Raw genomic sequence first — 17,888 nt, forward strand, 5'->3', positions numbered from 1 at the left:
CCTGTTTTCATCAATGCGCCCCTTGCGGCAGGCGTGTCGAAGCGGGAAGCTACGCCCCAATTACTGACGGAGTGAACGCATTGGATTGGCAAACACTGCTTAACCGCGAACGACTGGGCAAGACCCTGCACAGCCCCGAGGAACTGGGGCGCAGTCCGTTTCACAAGGACCATGACCGGATCATCTTTTCCGGGGCCTTCCGCCGCTTGGGACGCAAGACCCAGGTGCATCCGGTGTCCAGCAATGATCATATCCATACGCGCCTGACCCATTCGCTGGAAGTCAGTTGTGTCGGCCGTTCGCTGGGGATGCGTGTCGGCGAAACGCTGCGCTCTGCCCTGCCTGAATGGTGCGATCCGAGCGACCTGGGCATGGTTGTGCAATCGGCCTGTCTGGCCCACGACATCGGCAATCCGCCGTTCGGTCACTCGGGCGAAGATGCGATTCGCAACTGGTTCAATCAAGCCGCCGGGCGTGGCTGGCTCGACGCGATGAGCGATACCGAGCGTAATGACTTTCTCAATTTCGAAGGTAATGCCCAAGGATTTCGGGTGCTGACGCAGCTGGAATACCACCAGTTCGACGGCGGCACCCGCCTGACCTACGCCACATTGGGCACATACCTCAAATACCCATGGACCGCCCGTCACGCGGACTCGCTGGGCTACAAAAAGCACAAGTTCGGCTGCTATCAGAGCGAACTGCCGATCCTTGAGCAGATCGCCGGCAAGCTGGGTTTGCCGCAGCTCGAAGACCAGCGTTGGGCGCGTCATCCGCTGGTGTATCTGATGGAGGCGGCCGACGACATCTGTTACGCCCTGATCGATCTGGAAGACGGTCTGGAGATGGACCTGCTCAACTACGCAGAAGTGGAATCGCTTTTGCTCGGGCTGGTCGGCGACGATCTTCCGGAAACCTACCGACAACTGGGCCCGGGCGACTCACGACGGCGCAAACTGGCAATCCTGCGTGGCAAGGCCATCGAGCACTTGACCAACGCGGCCGCCAGAGCCTTCGTCGAGCAGCAGGACGCCTTGCTGGCAGGCACCCTGCCTGGCGACCTGGTCGAGCATATGCACGGCCCGGCCAAACGCTGTGTGCTCAACGCCAAGGACATGGCGCGCAAGAAAATCTTTCAGGACAAGCGCAAGACACTGCATGAAATCGGTGCCTACACCACGCTGGAGATCCTCCTCAACGCATTCTGCGGCGCGGCCGTCGAACAGTTCGGCGGCAGGACGCCATCGTTCAAGCATCGACGCATCCTCGATTTACTGGGTAACAGCGCGCCCGATCCCAAGGCACCGCTGCATGCCTCGTTCCTGCGCATGATCGACTTCATTGCGGGCATGACCGACAGCTACGCCAGTGAAATGGCCCGGGAAATGACTGGCCGCTCCGGCCAAATATAGCCTCCATCGACCAGCCCGCTGCCTGAACGCACACAGGCAAAGGCTGGTCAGACCTGATCACCCCGCAAAACTCAGACAGGCCCTACATGCATGTCAGACGGGTCCTATCGCAGCTTTTCTTGCATCCCTCAATAATTCCAGCCACTTCAACTGCCATCCGGCACGTCATCCATCCGCCTGCGATACTCACGGGTCCGCACGCCGCCTGCCGACGCCTGAACGCCTCGCCAGGGCCTTTCCGGAACGCTCATGTCCACACATAGCCTGCGCATCCTTCTGGTGGAAGATCACCCGTTTCAATTGATCGCCACTCAGGTGCTGCTCAACAACCATGGCTACTTCCTGCTGACGCCCGTGCTGACGGCTGCCGAGGCCATGGCCGCCATGCAACGCAGCGCCGAACCGTACGGGCTTGTGCTGTGCGATCAGTGCCTGCCGGACATGTCAGGCCTCGACCTGATCGACGAGGCAGCCCGACAAGGCTTGCTGCGCCAGGCGATTCTGCTCAGCGGCTTGCCGGATAAACAGCTTGAAAACCTGCAGCAACTCGCCCTGCAGCGCGATCTCCCCCTGCTCGGCTGCCTGAGCAAGCCCCTGCACGGGCCCGACCTCAGCCGCCTGCTGGGGCACCTCATTGACTGACGTCGGTAAACCGGCTTTATCCGCTTTCAGATAGGCAGGGTAAAAACAGATACATACCTTAACACCGACAAACCGTACCGATTAAATACGACGTTCAGACGCGTAGGAAATCAGCAGTCAACATGAATGATGATTCCAGAACGTAATAAAAATTTGATGCATCACTCGTCAAATACACATTGAAATAAGCGTTAACGTTTAAACACACTTGTGTTCTACGTAGGCTTTTACGTACTCCGATACGCTAATTTTTGTAGGACTTTTCCTATATATGCCTGCCGAGCAAGTCTCTTTATGTGCCTGCCCGAACATCTGAGCTAAGGTGCGCGCTTTCTTCACTGCTTGTTATGGAATGGAATATGAACTCAGTTTTTATCATCGACGATCATCCGGTCATCCGGATGGCGGTCAGAATGCTCCTGGAGAATGAAAATTATGAGGTGGTCGGCGAAACCGACAACGGTGTCGACGCCATGCAGATGGTGCGTGAATGCATGCCCGACCTGATCATCCTCGACATCAGCATCCCCAAGCTCGACGGCCTCGAGGTGCTGGCCCGCTTCAATACGATGGGGCTGCCCTCCAAGATTCTGGTGCTGACGTCGCAGACCCCCAACCTGTTTGCCATTCGCTGCATGCAATCAGGTGCCTCGGGTTATGTGTGCAAGCAGGAAGACCTTAGCGAACTGCTCAGTTCGGTGAAAGCGGTATTATCCGGCTACAATTACTTTCCCAGTCAGGCGTTGACGTGCGCAGTTCGTGAAGATGGCCAGACCAACGAGCTGGAGCTGTTCAAGTTGGTCAATGACCGCGAACTGATGGTCTTGCAGTTATTTGCCCAAGGCCGTTCCAACAAGGAAATAGCCAAGGGCATGTTTCTCAGTAACAAAACCGTCAGCACTTACAAAACACGGCTTATGCAAAAACTGAAAACCAGAACCTTGGTAGAACTTATCGAGATGGCAAAACGCAACGCGCTAGTGTGAGAAAACGGATGCCCAAGCGCTTCAGACAATTATTAATACTGGCCACAAGCCTGTGCCTGGGCTGGGGTGCTGAGGCCGGTATTCATGCGGCCGATCACTACACCCTGCTCGGCCGTTCGAGCCCGGCGCACATGGACGTGAAGCTGGACAGTCACCAGTGGCAGTGGGTGCGCGGGCAACGCGAACTGATTCTCGGCACATCGAGCCCCGATTACCCGCCCTTCGATATCACGATTTCAGGGAACGATTACGAAGGCATCACTGCCGATTACGCAGGGATCATTTCGGATGCGCTGGACCTGCCCGTCAGGGTCCAGCGTTTCGAAACCCGTAATGCAGCGATCAAGGCCCTTGCCGCAGGCCAGATCGATCTGCTGGGCACCGCAAACGGTTTTGAAGCCGTCGATCGCAATATCAGGCTTTCACAGCCCTACTCGGTGGACCAGCCCGTTCTGGTCACTCGGGTCGGAGACACCCGCCCCCTGAACGAGGGCCTGAAAGGCATGCGGCTGAGCATGGTCTATCACTACCTGCCGCCTGCCGAGGTCGAAGCGTCCTATCCCGGCGCAACGCTGAAGACCTATCCCTCTTTTCAGAACGCCATCAACGCAGTCGCCTTCAATCAGGCGGACGTGTTCCTGGGCGATACGATTTCCACCCAGTACATCATCAACAAGGGTTATCTGAACAACGTGCAGATGTCGAATTTCGGCAAGCACGAGCCCAACGGTTTCAGCTTCGCGGTCAGCAACGAAAACACCCAACTGCTGGGCATCATCAATCAGACGCTGAAAGCCATCCCCGTCGATGAACGGATCAATATTTCCAGACGCTGGAGCACGGGCAGCGACCTGATGCTCACCGACCAGAAGCTGCAACTGACGCAACGCGAGGAGCGCTGGATCGCTCAGCACCCGACCGTGCGCGTGGTCGTCAACGAAGCGTATGCACCGCTGACATTCTTCGATGCCAAGGGTAACTTTCGCGGCATCACCGCAGACTTGCTCGAACTGGTGCGCCTGCGTACCGGGCTCAGGTTCGACGTCAAACGCTCGCCCAGCCTGACCGACATGCTCAATCAGGTCGGCGAAGGTCAGGCAGACATGATCGGCGCGCTGGTGTCCAGTGATGCGCGTGAGGACCGATTCAGCTTCACTCGCCCCTACATCGACAATTCGTTCGTGCTGGTCACCCGCAAGGACCAAGGTGCCCCCAGCTATCTGGAGCAAATGGACGGCAAGCGTCTGGCGATCACTCAGGGCAGCCCGGTGCTCGACTGGCTAAGCCGCAAATACCCCAGGGTCGTGCCGCTGGAGATCGACAACCCGTTCCAGGCGCTGGACATGTTGTCACTGGGCCGGGCGGAAGGTGCGGTCATCTCGCTGCTCAGCGCAGACTATTTCCTGTCTTCCGGGATCTTCGAGGAGCGTTTGCAGATGACCGCCACCGTCGGCGAGGATCCGGCGCTGATTTCCATGGCGACCTCACGCAATGCCATCGAGCTGAGCTCGATTCTCGACAAGGCACTGGCAAGCATCGCACCGCAGGACATGGCAGCGATCAACAACCGCTGGCGCGTTTACACACCCTCACGTGCCAACTGGCATGACTATGAACGGCTGATCTATCAGATTGTGGTGGGTGCAGGCCTGTTGCTGCTGGGCCTGCTGGCCTGGAATGCCTGGATGCGCCGGCAGATACGTCAGCGTGAAGCGGCGGAACGGGCTCTGGGCGATCAGTTCGAATTCATGCGCGCCCTGGTCGAGGGTACGCCGCATCCCATCTACGTACGGGATCGCGAAGGTATGTTGCGCATGTGCAATGACAGCTACCTCAGGGTGTTCTCCGCGCAACGGGAAGACATCATCGGCAAGAGCGCTACCGAAGGGGTGCTGGGCAACGCCTTCGAAGCCCGGGAATACGCTGCCGACTATCAGCGGGTCATGGCCAGCAATACCGCGCTGATCCTCGACCGCCCTTTGCGCATTGGCGATCGACAGCTGACCATCTACCACTGGATCCTGCCGTTTCGTGATTCTCTGGGCGAAGTACAGGGCATCATTGGCGGCTGGATCGACATCAGCGAGCGTCGCCAGCTCATCGAAGACCTGCAGGCTGCCAAGGAACAGGCCGACGCCGCCAGCCGAGCCAAAAGCACCTTCCTTGCCACCATGAGCCATGAAATCCGCACCCCGATGAATGCGGTGATCGGCATGCTGGAGCTGGCGCTCAAACGTGCCGATCACGGCGAACTGGATCGGTCCGCCATCGAAGTCGCCTACAGCTCGGCCAACGACCTGCTCGACCTGATCGGCGATATCCTCGACATCGCCCGCATCGAATCCGGGCGGCTGTCACTCAACCCCGAGCGGGCGAATCTGCGCCGGCTGGTAGAGTCGGTGCTCAGGGTATTCGACGGTCTGGCGCGGCAGAAGGACCTCGAGCTGGTGCTGGAACTGGACAGCAGGATCAGCGCCGACGTGCTGATCGACCCGCTGCGCTTCAAACAGATACTGTCCAACCTGGTCAGCAACGCCATCAAGTTCACCCCGATGGGGAGAATCAAGGTCGTATTGCAAGCAGCCGAAAGCCCGAACCCGCAACTGCTGCATCTGCACATCACCGTTCAGGACAGCGGCATCGGCATCAGTGTCGAAGACCAGCAACGCTTGTTCGAGCCGTTCGCCCAGGCCGATAACACTGGACAAATGGCGCGTACCGGCGCCGGACTCGGGCTGGTGATCTGCCGCAACCTGTGCATGATGATGGGCGGCAATCTCTCGCTCTACAGCACACCGGGGCACGGCACTCGGATCAGCATGAATCTGGTGCTGACCACACTGGAGCCTCTGACCGGGCAGCCCGTCGTTGCGCAGCCGGCAGCCGTCGCTCATCAGGCCCTCAGGATCCTGATCGTCGACGATCATCCAGCCAATCGACTGCTGCTTTGCCAGCAGCTCGGCTTTCTCGGCCATCACTGCGAAATGGCCGAAAACGGCGCACAAGGGCTTGATCGCTGGAAAACAGATGCCTTCGATCTGGTCGTCGCCGATTGCAATATGCCGATCATGAACGGCTACGACATGACCGCTGCGATCCGCGAACATGAGCGCACCTGCGAACGCCAACGCTGCCCTGTCTGGGGCTTCACGGCCAACGCGCAGCCTGACGAGATCGAGCGCTGCCGCACGGCTGGCATGGACGACTGCCTGTTCAAACCCATCAGCCTCTCGATGCTCAGCGAACGGCTGGCAGCCATCGCCCCGCTGGCGCCCACACGAGCCCTGCCCTTCAGCCTCGACAGCGTCAGCAACCTGACCGGTGACCGTCCTGAAATGGTTGAGCGTCTGCTCGCGCAACTGCTGCACAGTAACCACGAAGACCGGCTGTTGCTGGCCAGACTGATGCCGGAAAACAATCGTCAGGAAACCCGCGACCTGGCGCACAGGATCAAGGGCGCGGCACGGATCATCACGGCTTCACGGGTGGTCGATGCCTGTGATGCGCTCGAACTGGCCTGCGAACCGGACACACCCGATGAACAGTTCTACACCTGCCAGCAGGCAGTCGAACTGGCCATGATCGAGCTTGAGGACGCACTGATGCTGCAACAGGCAAAACCTGACTGAGCGAGCGCCGGAGACGATACAACGAAGGGCTATAGACGGGAGACGTGCGGGGAACAAGCAAGGGAAGCAGGCGCTGGCCTGCTTCCCGTTACATCAGGCGGCCGGATTGATTTCCTTTTCCGGGTACCAGACGTCGATCAGCGGGCTGACAGTGACTTCTGTCAGTTCGCTGCGGCCCTTGAGCCAGGCTTCGACAGCAGCACGCTGCTCTTCGCTGACCGAGCCACGCTTGCTCAGGCAAACCAGACCGAAGTCGTCGCCGCCCACATAGCCAAGACCGTTGGCTTCCATTGCTTCTTTCAGGAAAGCGTCAAGGAAAGCATCGATTGCCTTGTCGTCCAGCTCTTGCTTGAAGTCCAGGTTCAGTTCAAAACCCAATTCCTGGAACTCGTCCACACACAGTTTTTTGCGCAGACGGCGGGAGCGGTTAGTGGCCATGGGACAATCCTCATCAATAAATATCGGGCGGCACTTTACCAGCTTGGCGACTTAAAAGCCCGACAATTGCGGCGTGTGATGGATATCCGGCTTTGCGACCGCCGTGCATGCCGATTCAATAAAAAATAGCATTTACCGGCTTGCCCCCCGGTCACAAGCCTGCCCCGCTTGGGGCATAATGCGGCTCGTTTCATGCGTGGCATTGTGTGTTACAAAAAAACCCGCCGCGCATTCACTATTATAGTTATCGAAATTGAATCGACATTTGCAATAGTTACCGAGGGAATTCATCCATGCCCTCTTTTTCGTTTCCCTCTTTGCAGTAGGGTTTTAGTCAATGATCAAGTCGCTACGTCCATTGTTGCTCGCGTCACTCCTTTTGCCCCTGGCTCTGCCCTCCTACGCCGCCGTCATCAACACCACGCTGCCCCCCAAGGTTCAACAGGCCATGAAAGCCAGCAAACTAGGCGATGACGCACTGTCGCTGGTGATGTTGCCGCTCAATGGCCCCGGCACGCCCACCGTGTTCAACGCCGACGTCTCGGTCAACCCGGCTTCCACCATGAAGCTGATCACCACCTACGCGGCCCTGGAAATGCTCGGCCCGACCCACCAGTGGAAAACCGAATTCTTCACCGACGGCACCCTGAGCAATGGCGTGCTGCGCGGCAACCTGTACCTCAAGGGCGGCGGCGATCCCAAGCTGAATATGGAAAAGCTCTGGCTGCTGATGCGTGACCTGCGCGCCAATGGCGTGCAGCAGGTGACCGGCGACCTGGTACTGGACCGCAGTCATTTCGTGCAACCGCAATTGCCAGTGTTCAACGATGACGGCAATGACGACAACAAGCCGTTTCTGGTCAAACCCGACGCGCTGATGGTCAACCTCAAGGCGCTGCGCTTCGTGACCCGCAATGATGACGGCAGGATTCTGGTCTCGGTCGAGCCGCCGATTGCCAGCATCCGCATTGATAATCAGGTCAAGGCAAGCGCCTCGAAGCAATGCACCGGGGATGTGCGTTACAACCCGGTCACCCAGGCCGATGGCAGCGTCAACGTAACGGTCACCGGCCAGCTGGGCAATGGCTGCAACTCACAGACCTACCTGTCACTGCTGGACCACCCCACCTATGCGGCTGGTGCAGTGCGGGCCATCTGGCAGGAACTGGGCGGCACCATTCAGGGCAAGGACCGCGTTGGCGTGCTGCCCGGCAATGCCAAGCTGCTGGCCAAGGCCTTTTCTCCGGATCTGGTGGAAGTCATTCGTGACATCAACAAATTCAGCAACAACACCATGGCCCAGCAACTGTTCCTGAGCCTGGGCGAAGAGTTCCGCAACGAAGCTGACGGTGACGACGGCAAGGCCGCACAGCGTGTCATCCGTCAGTGGCTGGCGAAGAAAGGCATCACCGCGCCGCACCTGGTCATGGAGAATGGCTCCGGGCTGTCGCGGGCCGAGCGTGTCAGCGCGCGTGAAATGGCGGTGATCCTGCAAGCGGCGTGGCGTAGCCCCTACGCTGCCGAGTTCATGAGCTCGATGCCGCTGGCCGGCCTCGACGGCACCATGCGCAAGCGACTCAAGCGCACTCCGCTGCTCGGCGAGGCGCACATCAAGACCGGCACCCTGAATACCGTGCGTGCGATTGCCGGCTTCAGCCGCGACAGCAACGGCAACACCTGGGCCGTCGTGGCGATCCTCAACGACCCGCGTCCGTTCGGCGCATCCTCGATACTCGACGAGGTACTAGTCGATCTGTATCGGCAGCCCAAGCTGACCAACACCACGGTCTCGATCCAGCAATAACCAATCGATACCGACAATCAGCAGGCCCGCTTGCGCAGCGGGCCTCTCTGCATCAGCCCTACTCGGGCTCTACCCGGTCGCGACCGGCCTGTTTGGCGGCGTAGACTCCGGAGTCGGCGCGCAGCAACATCGCGTCGATACCCTCACCCTCGCGCCAGCTGGCGATCCCGAAGCTGCCTGTGACCACCTGATCGACGCCTTCGATAACCTGCTTGCGCAGTTCCTCGCGTAGGCTCAGTGCCAGTTGATAGGCCTGGGCACCCCGCGTTCCGGGGCAGATCACCATGAACTCTTCACCACCCAGACGGCAGAACACATCGTCGCTGCGCAGCCGCTGGCTGATCTTTTCCGAGATGGCCTTGAGCACCTGATCACCTGCGGCATGCCCAAAGCGGTCATTGATGCGTTTGAAGTGATCGATATCGAGCATGATGATCGACAGGTTACCGCCGTGCCGGTCGATTCTTTTCAGCTCGGCCTGCATCCGGTCCTGAAAGTAGCGCCTATTGTAGGCACCGGTCAGTACATCGGTGACCGACAGCGCACGCAGCTCCTGCTCGACGCGCTTGAGGTCGGTGATATCCGATACAAAGCCGTGCCAGAGCACGCTGCCATCGGCCAGGCGTTCAGGCGTTGACGCCGCGCGTAACCAGCGCAGCCCTTTGCGTGGCAGCTCGACGCGGTACTCTTCGCTCCACGGTGTCAGGTGTTCGGCACTGATCAGAATGGAGCTTCTGACCCGCACCAGGTCCACCGCCTGTATGCGTCGCAGGATAGTTTCGGAATCGCCCAGCAGATGCTCTTCGTCCACCTCGAACAGTTCGCACATGCCGGCGCTGGCGTACCTGAAACGTGCGCTGCCATCGACGGCCAGGTGGTACTGGTAAATGCCGCCTGGCACTTGCGAGCCAAGCTTTTTCAGCAATTGCCCCTTCTCGGCCAGGGCCTGATTGACGCGCTTGTGCTCGGTGACGTCGATGCACACCGCCAGGTACCCGGTCCAAAGCCCCTGATCGTCACGCACCGCAGTGACCAGCATGTTCACCACCAACGTGCTGCCATCGCTGCGCTGCAGGGTCCACTCCTGCGAAGGGTGGTTACCGTCCTGCACGGCATCGAGAAACATCAGTTGCGAGGCGCTGATAGGTTGCCCACGGCTTTTGCTCAAGCGGCTCGCGCGGGCCTCCAGATCGGCTGACTGGTAAAAGTCCATGAGGCGGAACCTGCCCAGCACATCCTCCTGTGCATAGCCGAGCATTTTCTGTGCACCGACATTGAACGTCTTGATCAGCCCGTCAAGATCGGTCGCGATGATCGCTACTTCGGTCGCCGCGTCCAATACACTGCGCAACTGCCCATGCGCAGCCCTCAATTGCTGCTCGCGCTGGCGCAGCTCGCGGGTGCGTTGCGCCACCCGTTGCAGGGCGCGCTGACGCTGGCTGATCAGACTGTAGAGCAAGGCGCTGAGCATCAGGCTCAAAAGCCCTCCAAGCCACAACACTCGGCCAGGCATCATGATCTGGTTGTTCAGGCTGAAAATCTGCGTAGGGCGAACCTCGACCAGATAATCCCTGTCGCCCAGGCTCAGCAGGCTGCTGGCGTACAGCGGACTGCCTATCGCAGGGAGCGGCGACTGGTAGACCTGCTCGGGTGTTTCCGGCGAACTCAGGTCCAGCATGGTCACGGCAAGGTTGTCTTGATCTGCCGTGCCGACGTTCATCAATTGCGTCAGGCTGATCACTGCGGTGACGTAGCCCCTCAATTGTGCAACCGGTTGGCCAATCGAGAACACGGGCGCGACCAGCAAAATGCCGTAGGTGTCAGATGGCTCCAGAGACAACAGGCGGATACGCGGCGTTGCGACGGTTCGTTTCAGCAACCGCGCACGTTCCAGCGCGGCACGGCGCACCGGCTCCGAGGCAATATCGAACCCCGCTGGCGTCGGAATGTTGCTGAGGGTCTGGATGAATCGAACCGGGAAATACTCATTTCGCACGGCAGCGACTTTCAAGGCGCCGTTTTCATCCATCTCGCGTATGGCATATCCGGGCGAGCCGTCCTCACGCGACTGCCTTTCAAAAGCCGCCCGCTCGGCCTGCAGCACCTTCGGGTTCCAGGCATACGCCTGTGTCCCAATCAGCAACGGCGCGACGAACCCGTCGAACTCGGACGGTTCGACCTGCTGGGAGTAGATAAAGAAGCGAGCCAGGGTGTCGAGCCGGGTAACCTGCCTGTCCAGACGCTCCTGCAGGCGACTGAAACGCTCCGCAGCAATGATGTCGAAACGCTGACGCAACTGGCGCTGATACAACTCATTGTCGGCCAGCGCCAGCATGATCGTCAGTGCCGCGCCGACCAGCAATGCCAGGACGGCGATAAGCCACGCTGAAAGCTGACCATTGATGAAACTCAGAATTCTGAGCTTGAACCGCTTGACTGTCATACACACAAACTCAAGACGCCAACATACGGAAGCGTCAGGCTGGCTATGACTTCTGTTATAGCTATTCGCCAGTAATTTTCATAGGTTTATGACTGTTTCGGGATGATCCGTTGGTCTGTCCGCAAGATTGAAGACGGGGCCTTAGCCTTGCGGGCAGCCACCCAAGTTACATCTTGAATCGTGTAACGACGCCGTTCATTTCAATGGCCAGTCTCGACAGTTCGCCACTGGCAAGGGAAGTCTGATTGGCACCCTCGGTACTCTGCACGGAAAGGTCGCGAATACTGATCAGGTTATGGTCAATCGAACGAGCCACCTGCGCCTGCTCTTCGGAAGCTGTAGCGATCAGCGTGTTCATGTCATTGATTTCTTCGATGCGCCGGGCAATCTCGTCAAGCGCCACGCCGGCCTCGTGCGCAACCCCAAGAGTATCCTGCGCGCCCGTGCAACTTTCCTGCATCGACCGGGTAGCTTGTTCGGAGCCCTCTAGAACGGCGCCGATCATTTGCTCGATTTCCTGGGTTGACTGCTGGGTGCGATGCGCCAGTGCCCGGACCTCATCCGCCACCACCGCAAAACCGCGCCCCTGCTCGCCGGCACGAGCGGCTTCGATAGCGGCATTGAGGGCAAGCAGGTTGGTTTGCTCGGCGATGGTACGAATCACCGCAAGGACTTTGCTGATGTCGTTGGATTGCCCGGCCAGACGCTGCACATCGGCACTGGTGGCAAGCACCGTGGCGCTCAGTTTTTCGATCGCGGTGACGGTACTGGCCACTCGCTCAGCGCCGCGCACTGTGGAGGCATTGGATTCTTTCGCTGCGTCAGATGCAGCCGCTGCGTTGCGCGCGACCTCATCGACCGCTGCGGTCATTTCGTTGACCGCTGTGGCGGCCTGCTCGATCTCCTGATTCTGACGACCCAACCCGGTGCTGGACTGCACGGTGATGGAATTCATTTCTTCGGCAGCGGAAGCCAGCTGCTGTGACGAGTTGCCGATCAGGCCAATGGTTTGTCGCAGGTTCTTCTGCATGGCCAGTGTCGAGCGCTGCAGTTCGGAAAACTCGTCGTCGCCCGTGACCGGAATATCACCACGAAGATCACCGCTGGCAATACGCTCATTGACCGACAACAATGATTTCAAAGGCGTGACAATACTGCGCGTCAACAGAATCGCGAGAAATATGGTAATGATCAATGACACTATAATAATAACCACTGTGAACATAAAACCACTTTCATAAGCGGCTTCTGCACGCACACTCAGTTGATCGGCCTGATCAATATTCATCTGAACCAATGCGTCGATGGCGGCCTGCAACTCACCGGTGACGGGCACTATATTAGTGTCGGTAAATGTAACTGCATCAGCGTTAGCGCCTTTCTGAACAAGCTCAAGCACCCTATCCAGAAGTGACGCAAACTTCTGGGCGGAAGTAGTAACGGTTTGATAGAGACTTGCCTCATCGGCAGCGTTTACCATCGGCGCATACGCAGCAGATTGTTTGAGCATGTCTTCTCGCGCAGTTTTCAACCGAGTCACGGTAACGGTCTGAGCCTGCAGGTCAGTCTGCGCAATCAACCGCCGGGCATCCAGTCGCAGGCGCAGCGTGGCGCTGCTTATTTTGTTGGCCTGTATGATGCTGGCCATCGCGTCCTTTTCCAGCGATTCCATGCTGGTCCGTAACTCGCCCATTTTCCATAGCGCGATCCCTCCCAGCGCGATGAGCAGGCAGGTGATCAGCATAAAGCTCATCCCGGCACGAACAGCGACCTTGACGTTTCTCATCTTGTTACCTTCGGAGGTAGGTACGGCGTGGACAATCTCAAGACACGGTCGATACCTTCAGTCGCCCGATTGAACAGGGACTTCACTCAGGAGGTCGACAGTTGAAATTCGTTATACCGCTTTCCCGAGGAAATATTATCGGGAATAAAAGTGCGCACTCCGAGGAAACGAAAACAGACAAGACATTCAACAAGACAGCCGCTGTATAACCGTAGGATGACGATCGAAATATGAATAAAGAAAAATATATAGCCATCTGATATCGCGAGTATAACACCGCGCAACGCCGTGCAATGCAAAAGCTTCAGGCTTGGTGAAATAAATTTCATCAAAGTCCATACACTCAGGCTTTTCACATCAAGTTATTGATTCACATGACGTTTATATGCAACAACAAATCAGGCGTTTGCCTTAGGTTTAAACGCGCTTGAGCACAAGGGCATGCAAACGAGTGCAAGAAGTGTCGCGAGACGCAACGAACGGACTGTTACCGATCCGTTCATCGCGTACCGGATCAGCTACGCGCCATGATTTTCCAGGCGCGGTGGATCTTGCCATTACGGGCGAAGTCCTGATCGATGGTCTGCGCGGTAATATCTTCGACCGCATAACGCTGACTCAGGTTTTCATCGAGCACAAACTTGCGGAAGTTGTTGGAGAAGTACAACACGCCACCCGGTGCCAGACGAGCCATGGCCAGATCGATCAGCTCGACCTGATCACGCTGGACATCAAAAATGCCTTCCATGCGCTTGGAGTTGGAGAACGTCGGCGGGTCGATGAAGATCAGGTCGTACTCGTCGCGGTTGGCCTGCAGCCAGGCCATCACGTCGCCCTGCTCCAGACGATTCTTGTCGGAGAAACCGTTCAGCGACAGGTTACGACGCGCCCAGTCCAGATAGGTCCGCGACAGGTCGACGCTGGTGGTGCTGCGCGCACCGCCCTTGGCAGCATGCACACTGGCCGTCGCCGTGTAGGCAAACAGGTTCAGAAAGCGCTTGCCGGCCGCCTCGCGCTGGATACGCATGCGCATCGGCCGGTGGTCGAGAAACAGCCCGGTGTCCAGGTAGTCGGTCAGATTGACCAGCAACTTGACGCCGCCTTCGCTGACTTCCAGAAACTGGCCCTGGGCACTTTGACGCTCGTACTGCTTGGTGCCGCTCTGACGCTCGCGACGCTTGATCACCACGCGGTTCTTGTCGATGTTCAGTGCTTGCGGAATGGCCGCCAGCGCATCGAACAGTCGCGCCGAGGCCTTTTCCGGATCGATGGACTTGGGTGCTGCGTATTCCTGAACATGCACCCAGTCGTGATACAGATCGATCGCCAGCGAGTATTCAGGCATGTCGGCGTCATACACGCGGTAGCAATCGATCCCTTCGCGACGCACCCACTTGCCCATCAGCTTGAGGTTCTTTTGCAGGCGATTGGCAAACATCTGCCCGCCTTCGCTCAGGCGCGCCTGCTCGACCACCACCGGTTCTGGCTTGATCGGGTTGCCGTTCTTGTTGAGTTTTCGCTCAACGACTTCAACCTCGACAGGGTTTTCGCGTTCGATCTGACGCTGCTCAGGGGTGCGTCGCTCGCCGGTCACGAACTGGTCAGGCGTGACCTTGATCAGCAGCAGTTTGCACGGCAAGGCGCCGTTCCAGAACGAATACTGTTTGTGGCTGCGAATCCCCATGCGCTTGCCCAGATCAGGCGCGCCGGTGAATACCGCAGCCTCCCAGTTAAGGCAGGCCTGACGCAGGCGCTCACCGAGGTTCTGGTAGAGATACAACAGGCTGGCTTCATCTCCCAGACGCTCGCCGTACGGAGGGTTGCAGATCACCAGGCCTTTCTGGTTCTGGTCGGGACGCGGTTCGAACGTCGCGACTTCGCCCTGATAGACCTTGATCCAGTCGCTCAGGCCGGCACGTTCGATGTTGTTGCGTCCTGGCTGGATCAGCCGCGGATCGGCTTCGTAACCGCGAATCCAAGACGGGGTCTTGGCCAACCCGGCCTCGGCGCGGGCCAGCGCTTCGTCGTGCAGCTTGCGCCACAGCGCCGGGACGTGGCCCAGCCAGGCCGAGAAACCCCAGCGTTCACGCTTGATGTTCGGGGCGATGTCGGCGGCGATCATACCGGCCTCGACCAGGAACGTACCGACACCGCACATAGGGTCAGCCAGCGCGCCGCCCTCGGAAGCGATGCGCGGCCAGCCGGCGCGGATCAGGATGGCGGCGGCGAGGTTTTCCTTCAGCGGTGCAGCGCCCTGCTGCAGACGGTAACCGCGCTGGTGCAGGCTGTGCCCGGACAGATCGAGGGACAGAATGGCTTCGCCGCGATCCAGACGCAGGTGTACGCGCAGATCGGGGTTGATCTTATCGACCGAAGGGCGCTCGCCATCCGGGGTGCGCAGCTTGTCGACGATCGCATCCTTGACCTTCAGTGCACCGAAATGGGTGTTGTCGATGCCCGAACCATGGCCACTGAATTCCACGGCAATGGTGCCGTCGGATTCGAGGTGGTCCTGCCACTCGACATCCAGTACGCCGTGGTAAAGGTCTTCGGCATCCTTCATCGGGAAGCGCTTGAGCACCAGCAACACGCGGTTGGCCAGGCGCGACCAGAGACACAGCCGGTAAGCGGTCTCCATGTCAGCCGAGCCGCGAATGGCTGAAGTGTGCTCGCGGGTCTCTTGCAGACCCAGCGCAGTGGCTTCCTCGGCAAGCAGGCCCTCGAGGCCTTTGGGGCAAGTGAGGAAAAGTTCGTAGCGATCCGACATGTGTATTCCAGGGCCTGAGCCGTCTGCGGCGGGCAACGCATTGCCCTGCCAGATTTGAACAGGCGTCTTTCATGGAGAACGCCTGCGTGGCACGTGATGTGTGCCGGTCCACCGCATGATCCTGTCATGTCATTGCGGCAGTTTTGGCGCGTATTAGAACAGATATCAGGCAAGGCGATGTCGGCAATAGAGGCGCGCAGTCAAAAGTCTTTTTTTGAAAAGTCACATTTTTGCAGCCTTGCTGTGACCCTTCGTCGCTTAAGCAGCCAAGGCATTGAGCCAGTATATGAGCCTGATAAGCGATCTCAATGAGCTCGCAAACCCCCATGTTCACGGGGCTGCAGAAAAAATCGTGGTTGAAACAGGTCAGCGCTTATTGCTCGACAGACCTGAATGTGACGTGCTTATGACAAAACGATCATTCACACCGCCCTGCGCTTTGGTTAGAAATCGTCTCAGGTCATCGCCGCAACGGTGATGGCATCAAGGCCCGCGACGCCGGCAGCGGGCCCCAACGGCAGAAGATTCTGCCCGACCTCAACACGGGGTCTCAGGGATATTACAGTCAACAGACGAGGGCATTACCCTATGAGAAGACTTAAGCGTGATCCGTTGGAAAGAGCATTTTTACGCGGTTATCAATACGGCGTTCATGGTAAATCCCGTGAGCTTTGCCCTTTTACTCTACCGTCAGTACGCCAGGCATGGATCAATGGCTGGCGCGAAGGACGCGGCGACAACTGGGACGGTATGACCGGCACTGCGGGCATCCACAGACTCAACGAACTTCACGCGGTCGGATGAGGCGATTCACATCAAAGACTTTCAGGCCTCTGTCGGGCCATACATGACTGACTGATTCACACCTGCACCATGCACGCCCGACCCGGGCGGCGGGCCAACGCCCAGGGGCTCTCTTGCAGAGCCCCTTTTTTTACCCCGGGTTCAGCGTGCGGCGCGAGGCATTGCCGCAATGGCATCCACAGACTCGCGAATCAGCGCAGGGCCCTTGTAGATAAACCCCGAATAGAGCTGCACCAGACTGGCACCCGCAGCGATCTTCTCGGCGGCATGCCGGCCTTCGGTGATCCCCCCGGCGGCGATGATCGGCAGACGACCCGCGAGCTCACCGGCCAGAACCTTGACGATGTGCGTGCTTTTTTCCCGAACCGGAGCGCCCGATAAACCGCCTGCCTGATCAGCATGCGGAAGGCCTTCGACGCCTTGGCGGCTCAGCGTGGTGTTGGTGGCAATGACTGCGTCCATACCGGACTCGATCAGGGCTGCGGCCACCAGCACGGTTTCTTCGTCGGTCATGTCCGGGGCAATCTTGATCGCCAGCGGCACACGCCTGCCATGCCGTTGCGTCAGTTCCTGCTGACGCAGGCTCAGGGCCTGGAGCAGTTGCTTGAGCGAATCGCCGAACTGCAGGCTGCGCAGCCCCGGCGTGTTGGGCGAACTGACGTTGACCGTGACGTAGCTGGCATGGGCATAGACCTTGTCCAGACAGATCAGGTAATCGTCGACCGCGCGCTCGACCGGCGTGTCGAAGTTCTTGCCGATATTGATACCCAGAACGCCGCGATACTTTGCCGCTTCGACGCGGGACACCAGATTGTCGACGCCCAGATTGTTGAAGCCCATGCGATTGATGATCGCCTCGGCGTTGGGCAAGCGGAAAATACGCGGCTTGGGATTGCCCGGCTGCGGACGTGGCGTCACTGTGCCGATCTCGACGAAACCGAAGCCCAGTTGCGCGAAGCCATCGATCGCCGCACCATTCTTGTCCAGGCCGGCTGCCAGCCCTACGGGGTTGGGAAACTCAAGGCCCATCACACTGACCGGCAACTTCGCCGGGGACTTGCTCAGCAGGCCATTGAGGCCCAGCCGTCCGCCTGCACCGATCAGGTCCAGCGACAGGTCATGAGAGGTTTCCGGGGAAAGTTTGAACAGTAACTGGCGGGCCAGGTTATACATGGCG

The 17,888-nt window shown here is 58.7% G+C and carries 11 protein-coding genes; 6 read left to right on the forward strand and 5 right to left on the reverse strand.

The window, feature by feature from the left end; translation table 11 throughout:
* Positions 1–80: 80 nt before the first annotated feature.
* The 4 genes from JOE34_RS21100 (at position 81) to JOE34_RS21115 (ending at position 6,669) form a co-directional block, all read left to right on the forward strand.
* Positions 81–1,412 carry a deoxyguanosinetriphosphate triphosphohydrolase gene (locus JOE34_RS21100; protein WP_003392987.1) on the forward strand — a complete coding sequence of 444 codons (1,332 nt, stop codon included), beginning with the start codon at positions 81–83 and terminating at the stop codon, positions 1,410–1,412.
* 249 nt (positions 1,413–1,661) lie between these two features.
* Positions 1,662–2,054 (forward strand): response regulator, encoded by a 393-nt coding sequence (locus JOE34_RS21105; RefSeq protein WP_046719638.1) that lies wholly within the window; start codon positions 1,662–1,664, stop codon positions 2,052–2,054.
* A 359-nt stretch (positions 2,055–2,413) separates the two neighbouring features.
* On the forward strand, positions 2,414–3,040 hold the full coding sequence (locus JOE34_RS21110; protein ID WP_003423744.1) for a response regulator transcription factor: 627 nt from the start codon (positions 2,414–2,416) through the stop codon (positions 3,038–3,040).
* An 8-nt stretch (positions 3,041–3,048) separates the two neighbouring features.
* Positions 3,049–6,669 carry a transporter substrate-binding domain-containing protein gene (locus tag JOE34_RS21115; protein ID WP_096113870.1) on the forward strand — a complete coding sequence of 1,207 codons (3,621 nt, stop codon included), beginning with the start codon at positions 3,049–3,051 and terminating at the stop codon, positions 6,667–6,669.
* Positions 6,670–6,762: 93 nt separating this feature from the next.
* Here JOE34_RS21115 and JOE34_RS21120 read toward each other — a convergent pair whose 3' ends face one another.
* Positions 6,763–7,107, reverse strand: a complete 345-nt coding sequence (locus JOE34_RS21120) for a 50S ribosome-binding protein YggL (RefSeq protein WP_003346101.1) — start codon at positions 7,105–7,107, stop codon at positions 6,763–6,765.
* A gap of 337 nt (positions 7,108–7,444) precedes the next feature.
* Here JOE34_RS21120 and dacB point away from each other — a divergent pair, with 337 nt between their 5' ends.
* Positions 7,445–8,911 carry a D-alanyl-D-alanine carboxypeptidase/D-alanyl-D-alanine-endopeptidase gene (gene dacB, locus JOE34_RS21125; RefSeq protein ID WP_003346102.1) on the forward strand — a complete coding sequence of 489 codons (1,467 nt, stop codon included), beginning with the start codon at positions 7,445–7,447 and terminating at the stop codon, positions 8,909–8,911.
* Between the two features lie 58 nt (positions 8,912–8,969).
* Here the strand turns inward: dacB and JOE34_RS21130 are convergent, their stop codons facing one another.
* The 3 genes from JOE34_RS21130 to rlmKL form a co-directional block, all read right to left on the reverse strand.
* Complete coding sequence (locus tag JOE34_RS21130; protein ID WP_096113871.1) at positions 8,970–11,354, reverse strand: diguanylate cyclase; 2,385 nt, start codon at positions 11,352–11,354, stop codon at positions 8,970–8,972.
* Between the two features lie 166 nt (positions 11,355–11,520).
* Entirely contained in the window at positions 11,521–13,140 is a 1,620-nt protein-coding gene (locus JOE34_RS21135; protein WP_096113872.1) for a methyl-accepting chemotaxis protein, read from the reverse strand.
* A 514-nt stretch (positions 13,141–13,654) separates the two neighbouring features.
* Complete coding sequence (gene rlmKL, locus JOE34_RS21140) at positions 13,655–15,907, reverse strand: bifunctional 23S rRNA (guanine(2069)-N(7))-methyltransferase RlmK/23S rRNA (guanine(2445)-N(2))-methyltransferase RlmL (protein ID WP_122336319.1); 2,253 nt, start codon at positions 15,905–15,907, stop codon at positions 13,655–13,657.
* A gap of 588 nt (positions 15,908–16,495) precedes the next feature.
* Here rlmKL and JOE34_RS21145 point away from each other — a divergent pair.
* Entirely contained in the window at positions 16,496–16,711 is a 216-nt protein-coding gene (locus tag JOE34_RS21145; RefSeq protein WP_002553055.1) for a ribosome modulation factor, read from the forward strand.
* Positions 16,712–16,852: 141 nt separating this feature from the next.
* Here JOE34_RS21145 and JOE34_RS21150 read toward each other — a convergent pair whose 3' ends face one another.
* The gene (locus JOE34_RS21150; RefSeq protein ID WP_017277871.1) at positions 16,853–17,884 is read right to left on the reverse strand and encodes a quinone-dependent dihydroorotate dehydrogenase; all 1,032 of its coding nucleotides are present in this window, start codon (positions 17,882–17,884) and stop codon (positions 16,853–16,855) included.
* Positions 17,885–17,888 lie beyond the last annotated feature (4 nt).

The sequence above is a fragment of the Pseudomonas sp. PvP028 genome (assembly GCF_017832255.1).
Classification (GTDB): Bacteria; Pseudomonadota; Gammaproteobacteria; order Pseudomonadales; family Pseudomonadaceae; genus Aquipseudomonas; species Aquipseudomonas syringae.

Excerpts from the sequence above, each read along its gene's own strand:
- JOE34_RS21150 (WP_017277871.1), bottom strand. The coding sequence starts at position 17,884 with ATGTATAACCTGGCCCGCCAGTTACTGTTCAAACTTTCCCCGGAAACC.
- dacB (WP_003346102.1), top strand. The coding sequence starts at position 7,445 with ATGATCAAGTCGCTACGTCCATTGTTGCTCGCGTCACTCCTTTTGCCC.
- JOE34_RS21135 (WP_096113872.1), bottom strand. The coding sequence starts at position 13,140 with ATGAGAAACGTCAAGGTCGCTGTTCGTGCCGGGATGAGCTTTATGCTG.
- JOE34_RS21110 (WP_003423744.1), top strand. The coding sequence starts at position 2,414 with ATGAACTCAGTTTTTATCATCGACGATCATCCGGTCATCCGGATGGCG.
- JOE34_RS21130 (WP_096113871.1), bottom strand. The coding sequence starts at position 11,354 with ATGACAGTCAAGCGGTTCAAGCTCAGAATTCTGAGTTTCATCAATGGT.
- rlmKL (WP_122336319.1), bottom strand. The coding sequence starts at position 15,907 with ATGTCGGATCGCTACGAACTTTTCCTCACTTGCCCCAAAGGCCTCGAG.
- JOE34_RS21120 (WP_003346101.1), bottom strand. The coding sequence starts at position 7,107 with ATGGCCACTAACCGCTCCCGCCGTCTGCGCAAAAAACTGTGTGTGGAC.
- JOE34_RS21145 (WP_002553055.1), top strand. The coding sequence starts at position 16,496 with ATGAGAAGACTTAAGCGTGATCCGTTGGAAAGAGCATTTTTACGCGGT.
- JOE34_RS21105 (WP_046719638.1), top strand. The coding sequence starts at position 1,662 with ATGTCCACACATAGCCTGCGCATCCTTCTGGTGGAAGATCACCCGTTT.
- JOE34_RS21115 (WP_096113870.1), top strand. The coding sequence starts at position 3,049 with ATGCCCAAGCGCTTCAGACAATTATTAATACTGGCCACAAGCCTGTGC.